Below are 9,249 nucleotides of genomic sequence, written 5' to 3'. Positions count from 1 at the left end.
ATGCAATAAATGTTTCCTTCTACTTCAATATATTACTTAATTACTTTTAAAAATTATACTGCCGAGACATCATCAATAAATATTATTTATATTTTTTTATAATTGTTTCTTTATATATATTTGTTATATTAATAAATAATCTAATACTTTTTATATTTATATTAAATGAACATTGTTTTTATTAACATTCCTATAACATATTGTTAATACGCTGTTAATCAATATTTTATATTGTATTTTAAAAATGAATTTGTAAATAAATGCATACATATATCAGCCTTTTCCCTTAATATACTTAGATTTAAAAATGTTAAAAATAAGTTATCTTTAAAATTTATGTATTTGCCTATAATTATAAATAATGCTAATATGTTAAAAGGTCAGGATTGAGAAAATTATTTTTGAGGGAACACGGTAACTCAATTATTTTTTCTCCAATCTGTCCAACACAATTTAGGAGGAATCTTTAATGAAAAAAAGAACTCTCGTCTCAATGATTACCGGTGCTTTAGTCATCGGTGCTGCCAGTACGACCTTTGCTGCGGCTAATCCGTTCAGTGATGTACCGACCGACAGCTGGGCTTATGACGCTGTATCAAAACTGGNACAAACTGGCTGCTGAATTCTCCGAAGAACTCGACAACCTCGGCGTCCGCGTATCAGATCTTGAAAAGAAATCAGACAACGTTAAATGGGGCGGCAGATTAAGATACTACTACCGCGGCATTAAAGATGACAACGTGCGAAATGCTAATGGCTCGGTGGCAGACAGAACCAATAATACCCAGTATGAACTCCGTCTTGAACCTAAGGCTTTTATCGGCAACAGCGGCTGGACAGCTAATGCCCGCATCAGATATTATTCCAATGCCAATTCTGCCAACAACAGCGGCAGTACGAATGGAACTGGCAGCAATAATGCTAATGGTGGCACAGATAAGAGTGATACAGTTGTTGACCGTATTTATGTGCAAGGTCCATTATTCGGCGCAACTGCCAAACTTGGTAAATTACCGACATACAGTGATAACACCTTTGGAACCGGTATGATAATCGATGACAGCATCAGCGGTGCCGAATTCAATTGGAGTCTCAATAAGGACAAATCGGCTTATGTTATTGCCACCATTGGTCGCTATGACTACAACAAGAGTGCCAACAGCCTTGCTGCTGCCACAGCAGTAAACGCTTATGACGGAACTGCCGATTATGATTCCTTAGAAATAGGTTATAAGGCAGCTACCAAAGGTTTTAGCGGTCTAGCTGGCTACTATTCTTTACGCAATATGAATGCTGCTTTTGCTACTAATAAAGACAGCATGGGAAATACTGTCCAGATCCAAAAAGCCGGCGCTGATAAAAGTAACTTCTGGGTTGGTGGTTTAGGTTATAAATTTGATAAAAATGTCCAGTTATTCGGCATTTACGCTAAAAGTAACATGGATGAAGCTTCAACCTATAAGGGTGATGACCAAAGCAAAGCCTACGATATCACCTTAAAATATAAAGGTGCCGATATAACTAAACCCGGCTCTTATGATATCTACGCTGCCTATCGCTATCTGGGCCAGTTTGCAACTGTTAACCCTACTTATGATATCAGTGCCCGCGGCACCAAAGGCTGGCAGATAGGAACTGATTATACAGTGGCCCAAAATATTCTGGCTACCGTTGAATATTATAAAGGCAAACAGTTATTTGCTGATTACAGTGGCAGTGATGCCGACTACAATGCTATTTACGGTCGTATCGACTTCTTCTTCTGATTAATTTCAGCATATATATTATTTCGTTATTACTTTGTTAATCGATTAATTTAATAGGTAAAAAACCGCGTAATGAAAAGTTTATGGCCTTTCATTGCGCGGTTTTTATTTATAGGTTCAATCAATAGATATTTTAAAAATACATTTTTTCACTTTATTCTGCAGTTCAGCATGAATTGCTGTCTTATGTATATCCTCCGGATAGCAGATAAGAAAATCACCTGCCCGCAGCATATACACTGAAGCTTGGGCTTCACCGGTCAATGTGAGCATATCTTTTTGCTCATCATAGGGATTTTCCCGCATATTTTCCTTAAAAGCAGTGTCTATACGCTCGGTTCCCTTGATCAATACATGTACATCTATATATTTCCTATGTCCCTCCCAAAACCTTTCCTGTTCCGGCTGTGTCTTATATTCATCAATATTGACAAATATCCGATGGCCTTCTATTTCGTATGAACCCGGTTTGATACTTGCCAAGTCATTTTGTTTATAGTATTGAAAACATTTTTTTATATCCGAACCCAAAACTGCTGTTTGATTATAATATAAATTGCCAAAAATCATTTAATCTCTCCTTCATATAAATTAATTGATGATTTACATTGCCCCGGTTAAATAACGACCTGCAAAAACAAATCTGTCTGCCTCAAGAATAACCAGCCTTTGAGATTGGCAATGGTCCTGATATTTGTTCTTACCCTACTTATCCTAAAGCCGTCACGCTTATACCGCTCTGTAATGAGAGGTTTTGAATATACCAGTACAATATAAAATTATAATATATATTACACCAATAAACCTTTAAAGTCATTAAATGAATCGCACTTTTTAATCTCCTCAGTCATGACCGGAGCAGAAAAAATTGATATAAGAGACTCATACAGCTTACGAAAAATACTGATGTTCATTTTATTTATTGCCAATAAAAAAACTACATGTACCGGCTCGATTTCATCCCCCCACTTAATCCCTTTTTTAGATACCACCACTGAAACACATGTCTTGATCGCATCCATTTTTATAGAATGCGGTATTGCGATACCCGCAAAAGCTGTGTTGGCAGCAGCTTCTCGCTGAATAATACCATTTTCAAAATTTTTTTCCACATATTTTAATTTTTGCAGATTTTCACAAAGAAAATGAATTATTTCTTTTCTGGAAAAAAGATCAATGTCACTAAAAAATAATTCTTTTTCAAAATATTGATCAAAATATTTCTTCAATAACTCATTTTTTCTATTTCTCCATACCTTATTAATTGCATCCTGAATAACACCCAGATTATTTTCAATAGAATAAGGCAAAATTTCCACCACAATTTTATCGCAATATCCTTTCGGTAATTTTATCCCGGTAAAAAGAATATCATATCGCAGTGACTTCAGGTCATCCATAGTATCGGCCACATCAACAAAATTCAACTGATTGCCAAAATTTATCATCAATTTATTCTGTAGATACGATGTTATATTAAGATAATTTGGACAGAAAATGACAGCGTCAATTTTATCTTGTGTTTTATTCTGCCGCTCAATTTCACCAGCTATATGTATAGCCAAAAAGGCTGTCTCATCCTCTGTTATATTTACCTTGAAATCTTTTCCGATGCATAATGCCATATATATTGCAATATCATAAATTATCGGACTCTTAATTTTTATATCACTTGTCATAGGATTAGCCAAAATTTTATTATCCTTCAAGCGAAAAATCATATTGCGTACATGAAGTGCAAAAGGGATGACGAATGCCTTATTCGATAAATCCACAAAATACATTTTTTCTGCCGATTTTATATAACTATTTATCTTATTTATAAAATTCCTGCCTATTGCTTCGACAAGGCCCTTGATTGATTTGGGATAAGAAATTATTGTATTTGACTTTATCAGCAAATATATATCATATTTATCTGCTGTATCCAGCAAAATATCAAATTCATTTTCTAATTTTACACACAGTGTCCTGCTGAATGAATTTTCCATTTTAGTTCCTGGACTAATATTATTTTCCACATTGATTATATTGTTATTTTTTTTACGATAAATAATAATAGCTAAATGCAACAGTACGAAATTAAAACCAAAATCATTTATATAAATATTATGACTGACAAAAAATGCTCTTACTAAAGAACTAAGCTTTTCCATATCTACTTTTGTAAAATATTCTTTAAATCGATAAATATCCATAAATGAATTTTTATCATTGTTATATATCCATGAACTTACCCATTTACGTATGTTTTTTTCTTTCCCCGATAATAAAATCTGTTCATTTTTTACTATTATATTAACCCTGTATGGTGCAAATATCTTATTCAAATTAGCTATGTCATTATTTATTGTTGAATAACTAATATCAAGTTCTTCACATAAATCAAATATATCAACAGATTTATCATGCATCATCAAAATTTTTTTTACGATATAATCACGCCGTTCATCCGATGTTTTTATATTATCATTATTTTGTTCCTTCAGTATATCTTCTGTTGGCATCTGCGGATTGATGCGATAACCCCGATTTGTTGAAATTATAATTTTTTTACCATATTTTATATTGATTTTTTTTATATAACTTTTTATGGTTCGTGTGCTGACACCAAAATCAACAGCAATTTTTTTACTGGTTGTAAAATCTTTTTGCCTGCTTAAATACAGATATATATCGAGTGCCTTCAACGCCATATACAGTCTTCCCTTCATGAAACAACTATCCAGCCAGCAATAAAACTCATAATGAAATGATATTTATCACAGGCTGGATAATCTTTTCTCTTAAACATGAAAACCAATTATTGGATACCCTTCAAGGCATTAATCTCGTCGTTCATATTTTTATAGACTCTGATAAATGACTCTGCTACTATTTTGAACATTTCCGCTCCGATAAGCAAATCTTCTGCGTGAATCAGCAACAATGACAATTCATTTTTTTGCCCGGCAGATTCTTTTTGTATCATCTTAAAATGTACTTTGTGCCCTTCGGCATAAAGCTTATCACCCTCCTTTATCAATTCCGACGCTTTTTCAAAATCTTTTTTTTCAGCATAGCTTACAGCTTCTATATAAGCCGAACGTGCGGCACCTGCGTTGGACAATAATGTCAAAAATTGTGTTTCCGTACTTTCCATATCATTATTCCTTTCCTGCTAATATTGCTAATGCCCATTTCAACACTTTTTCTCCCTGCATACGGCCATAATCGGCAATACTAATAATTTCAACCGGTTTATCACCCAGTATTTTCTTATATTCATTATACTTAAACTTTAACTGCGGTCCAAGTAATACAATATCTGCCTCGTTAAAATTATTATGGGCTTCTGCTTCCGATACCGCCCATATTCTTACAGCAATATTATCTTTTTGTGCTGCTTTTTCCATTTTTTGTACCATCAGGCTGGTGGACATCCCGCCTAAACAAACCAACAAAATACTTTTCATCTTCATTCATCCTTTCCTTCTGTCTGGCTTTCCAATTCATAAGTTCTTATTGATACTCTTTCACTTATCTTTAAAAACGGCAGATAAAACATTGTCGTCACCACAATGATTACCACCTGAAGCAAAACAACTTTCCAGTCACCGCCGCTTGACAGGAATCCCGACAGCAAAGGTGGCGTTGTCCATGGCACATAAATGAACAAAGGTTTTACAAATCCCACGGCGGTGGCAAAATAGCCTATACATGAACCAATAATAGGTGACAAGATAAACGGTATTATCATCGGGATGTTAAAAACAATCGGCAGTCCGAAAATAATCGGTTCATTGATATTAAAAATCCCCGGTGTAAGTCCCAGTTTACCAACATCTTTATAGGGTTCATATTTACTGAATATAAAGATTGCCAATAGCAGTGATATTGTTAGCCCTGTCCCGCCTAATTGTGCGTAACATGTCTGAAAGTCCGCATTGATTATATGCAGAGCCTGCTGCCCCGCCTGCACAGCCTGCATGTTTTCATTCATATTGACCAGCATTACCGGATCAAGCAGTGAACCATTTATGACAGACTGATGTATTCCCAAGGCAAAAAGCAGATTGCCGCATGAATATATCAGCAAATATCCCGGCAAAGATGTATTTATTGAGCGCAGCGGTTCCTGTACCATTGCTGATATTACTTGTATTAAATCAGTATTCATCACGACCTGCAGAAAACTTGACAGCATCCCCATGATTACAAGGGTAAGCATCGATGATAGCAATACACTGAAAGTCTTTCCTACCTGCGGCGGAACACCTTCCGGCATATTTATCTGCATGCATTTTAACTCAGTCAATTTAATATACAGCATCGACGATACAAGTCCAATAATTATTCCGGCAAACATTCCCTTTGTTCCTATGTGATTGAACAGCAGCACCCCGTTGGTAATTGACATCGCACCTTCACCGCCGTCCGGTGTAATGGAAACAGTACTTGCCATCATTATTATTAAACTTGACAGTGAAATAACCACTGTGGAAATCGGATTTTTAAAATTTCTATTAACTGAATATAAATATGCTATCATCACTGCAATAAGCAGTCCGGCTATATTCAACGTTCCGTTTGTCAATACGTTACCAAATAACTGCAGTTTTTTAAGGCTTTCCCCCTCAGCTATCAACGGAAATATTACATTATTGATCATTACTGCCAGTCCGGCCAATATAAACACCGGCATTATAGTTATAAATGCATCCCGCAAAGTCCTCAGGTAGATGTTATTGCCGATTTTAACAGCTATTTCAGCAAATTTATCACTTATTTCATTAAATTTTTCTCCATTCATTATTATACTTCCCCCCCTACATCTCATTCCCACCAGATGCTATTACCTTTTTAAACCAAAAATAACTCTTTTTCGGTACCCGCTTCATATCACGCAAGTCACGGTTCCCCCTGTTCACATAAACCAAACCGTAGCGTTTTTCCATGTCACCGCCTGAACTCAATATATCTATAAGTCCCCAGCCCAGATAACCGAGCACTTCAACTCCATCCTTATTGATTGCCTTCAGCATGGCATCTATATGTTCCTTATGGTACTTTATCCGGTAATCATCTTCAATTATATTTTTCCCATCCCATTTTTCCCGCACGCCTATACCGTTTTCTATGGGAAATACCGGTATCCGATAGCGCTGATACATTTTATTGAGTACATTCCTGAATCCTACTGGATCTATCTGCCAGTCCCATTCTGTGGAATCTATATAAGGATTTACTTTCTTTCCTTTTATTAAAAAATAATTTGGCACTGTTTCTTCGGTAATATTTGTCGAATCGACCGTCGTTGACGCATAATAACTAAAACTCAGAAAATCATTTTTTAAATCAGCAATATCTTTTAATTCCTCCGGCAGCATCTTCATATCGATATGCTTGGTTTCCACCAGCTTTAACATGGCCGGTGAATATCCCTGTCCGGCAAAACAATCCAGCAAAGAAAAATTTATAAATTCGTCCCATTGTCTGGCACACTCAACATCCTTTGGCCGGCATAATGCCGGATATACTTCACTGTATGCGAGCATCCCGCCGATCTTTGCGTCAGATGTTTCATGGATAAAATTTGATATCTGCGCATGTGCCGTCATTACATTATGCATTATTTGATACAATTCATCAGTAGTTTTATCGCCTTTAACATATCCTGCTATCCTGAAGGCTATATCTGGCTGTGAATAAAGATTCTGCTCATTGAAAGTTATCCACCATTTACATTTTGCAGAAAAGCGTTTTACCATTTCCTTACCAAAGCGAACAAATGCTTTTACTGTTTCTTTTCTTAAAAAACCATTATACTTTTCTGCGAGATAAAGTGGCATGTCAAAATGGTATAAGCATATCATTGGCTCAATACCACGTTTTATCAATTCATCAATAAAATGATCATAATATTCAATTCCTGCTTCATTCCATGCGCCGGTACCGTCTTTTACGACACGCGACCAGCTTATTTGGAAGCGGTACATATTCATCCCGGCATCTTTCATTAAATCAAAATCTTCTGCAAAATTATGAAAATTATCATTGGCAAAATGCCAGTCACTTAAATCTTTTGCCGGTTTTTGCACGTCATATACTGAAAGACTTTTACCACCTTCATTCCAGCCTCCTTCTGTCTGCATGCTGCTCACACTGTTTCCCCAGAAAAATTTATTTTGCATAGTTATTCATTCTCCTTTATTAGTCATTCTTTATTAATCATATTTTATATAATTTCCCCTTCACCATTCAACTTACAAATTTCACTGTACAGTGCAAATGCAACAACACAAACAATATCTATGATTTAACAGTTATCATTTCTGTATAAACTAATTCACCATTATATTTTTGAGATAAAAAATCCCCAGACTTTATTTGTCCGGGGATTTCTCAGAACCAACCACATTTACTCACGATCTCAATATATTTCATTAAATCTATATACATATATTATTTGATATTTTTACAATATTCTAATACATATGCAGTATAAAATCATACTTTACATTTTCTACACACTAAAACCATATTCCGTCCAATATCTATCCTCAAGAAAATGTTTTCAATGAATCCATTATCAATTTAATAAACCTATCACGGTCAATATTCAATAATACATCACAATTTGGGGAACGGCCAGACAGTCCATAATAATCGACAACTGTCTCTCCCTTAGTCAATGTACCGGCTATTTCCACATCAACATTTAAATAACGGCTTTCAAACATATCCGGAGCAATCAGCCATGCAATTGTGCATGGATCGTGCAGCGGAGCTCCCACAAAGCCCCATTTAGGATCTTCATGGTAAATTTCAAAAAACTTCAGCAATCCGGCAAAAGCATCTGCCACACTATTACCAATTTTCCCTATATTATCTATCTCAGACTTCAATATCTGAGCCTTATGCGTCACATTCAATGGTGCCATGGTCAATGGAATTCCTGAATCCAACACTATCTTAGCTGCTTCCGGATCGACAAAGACATTAAATTCAACAGATGGTTCCCAATTCCCGAGTCCCATTGCTCCACCCATAAAAACAATGCGCTCTATTTTCTCCTTAAGTTCCGGATACACAGACAAAAACAATGCTATATTAGTCATTGGTCCGGTAACTACCAATATAATTTTTTCCCTGCTGCCGCGCAAAATATTCGCTATCAGCTCAATGGCGGTCATATCTTGCGGCTTAAAGTCCGGCTCTGGCAGGACTGCACCATCCAACCCGCTCTCCCCATGCACATTTTCCGCAATCATTAACTCCTTAAACAACGGTTTTTTATTGCCTCCTGCGACTGGTATTTCCTGATGTTTCATAAGTGTCAATAATTTTAAAACGTTTTTCAATGTTTTTTCTGGGCGTTGATTTCCCGCCGAGGATGTCACCGCCGACACTTCAATATTTTTTGATGCTAAAGCCAGCATCAGCGCCAATGCATCATCATGCCCCGGATCACAATCCAATATGATCTTTTTCATTTTCATTC

The 9,249-nt window shown here is 35.9% G+C and carries 7 protein-coding genes; all 7 read right to left on the bottom strand.

Annotated features, from left to right (window positions below; all coding sequences use genetic code 11):
- Positions 1-1,883: 1,883 nt before the first annotated feature.
- Positions 1,884-2,336, bottom strand: a complete 453-nt coding sequence (locus I6751_RS05100; RefSeq protein ID WP_196592329.1) for a NanQ anomerase/TabA/YiaL family protein — start codon at positions 2,334-2,336, stop codon at positions 1,884-1,886.
- Between the two features lie 221 nt (positions 2,337-2,557).
- Positions 2,558-4,462, bottom strand: a complete 1,905-nt coding sequence (locus I6751_RS05095; RefSeq protein WP_196592328.1) for a BglG family transcription antiterminator — start codon at positions 4,460-4,462, stop codon at positions 2,558-2,560.
- Positions 4,463-4,569: 107 nt separating this feature from the next.
- Positions 4,570-4,908, bottom strand: a complete 339-nt coding sequence (locus I6751_RS05090; protein WP_196592327.1) for a PTS lactose/cellobiose transporter subunit IIA — start codon at positions 4,906-4,908, stop codon at positions 4,570-4,572.
- Between the two features lie 4 nt (positions 4,909-4,912).
- Positions 4,913-5,221 (bottom strand): PTS sugar transporter subunit IIB, encoded by a 309-nt coding sequence (locus I6751_RS05085; protein WP_196592326.1) that lies wholly within the window; start codon positions 5,219-5,221, stop codon positions 4,913-4,915.
- Between the two features lie 2 nt (positions 5,222-5,223).
- A complete protein-coding gene (locus tag I6751_RS05080; RefSeq protein ID WP_196592325.1) occupies positions 5,224-6,558 on the bottom strand; it encodes a PTS sugar transporter subunit IIC in 1,335 nt (444 codons plus the stop codon).
- Between the two features lie 16 nt (positions 6,559-6,574).
- A complete protein-coding gene (locus tag I6751_RS05075) occupies positions 6,575-7,939 on the bottom strand; it encodes a glycoside hydrolase family 1 protein (RefSeq protein WP_196592324.1) in 1,365 nt (454 codons plus the stop codon).
- Between the two features lie 369 nt (positions 7,940-8,308).
- Positions 8,309-9,241 carry a pyrimidine-specific ribonucleoside hydrolase RihA gene (rihA, locus tag I6751_RS05070; protein ID WP_196592323.1) on the bottom strand — a complete coding sequence of 311 codons (933 nt, stop codon included), beginning with the start codon at positions 9,239-9,241 and terminating at the stop codon, positions 8,309-8,311.
- Between the last annotated feature and the right edge of the window lie 8 nt (positions 9,242-9,249).

Origin of the sequence: Pectinatus frisingensis (genome assembly GCF_015732285.1) — a bacterium.
GTDB lineage: Bacteria > Bacillota > Negativicutes > Selenomonadales > Selenomonadaceae > Pectinatus > Pectinatus frisingensis.
This window is presented reverse-complemented; position numbering and strand designations above follow the sequence as displayed.

What these genes read in the sequence shown, in the direction of transcription:
- I6751_RS05100 (WP_196592329.1), bottom strand. Translation starts at nt 2,336, where the DNA reads ATGATTTTTGGCAATTTATATTATAATCAAACAGCAGTTTTGGGTTCG.
- I6751_RS05095 (WP_196592328.1), bottom strand. Translation starts at nt 4,462, where the DNA reads ATGGCGTTGAAGGCACTCGATATATATCTGTATTTAAGCAGGCAAAAA.
- I6751_RS05090 (WP_196592327.1), bottom strand. Translation starts at nt 4,908, where the DNA reads ATGGAAAGTACGGAAACACAATTTTTGACATTATTGTCCAACGCAGGT.
- I6751_RS05085 (WP_196592326.1), bottom strand. Translation starts at nt 5,221, where the DNA reads ATGAAAAGTATTTTGTTGGTTTGTTTAGGCGGGATGTCCACCAGCCTG.
- I6751_RS05080 (WP_196592325.1), bottom strand. Translation starts at nt 6,558, where the DNA reads ATGAATGGAGAAAAATTTAATGAAATAAGTGATAAATTTGCTGAAATA.
- I6751_RS05075 (WP_196592324.1), bottom strand. Translation starts at nt 7,939, where the DNA reads ATGCAAAATAAATTTTTCTGGGGAAACAGTGTGAGCAGCATGCAGACA.
- rihA (WP_196592323.1), bottom strand. Translation starts at nt 9,241, where the DNA reads ATGAAAAAGATCATATTGGATTGTGATCCGGGGCATGATGATGCATTG.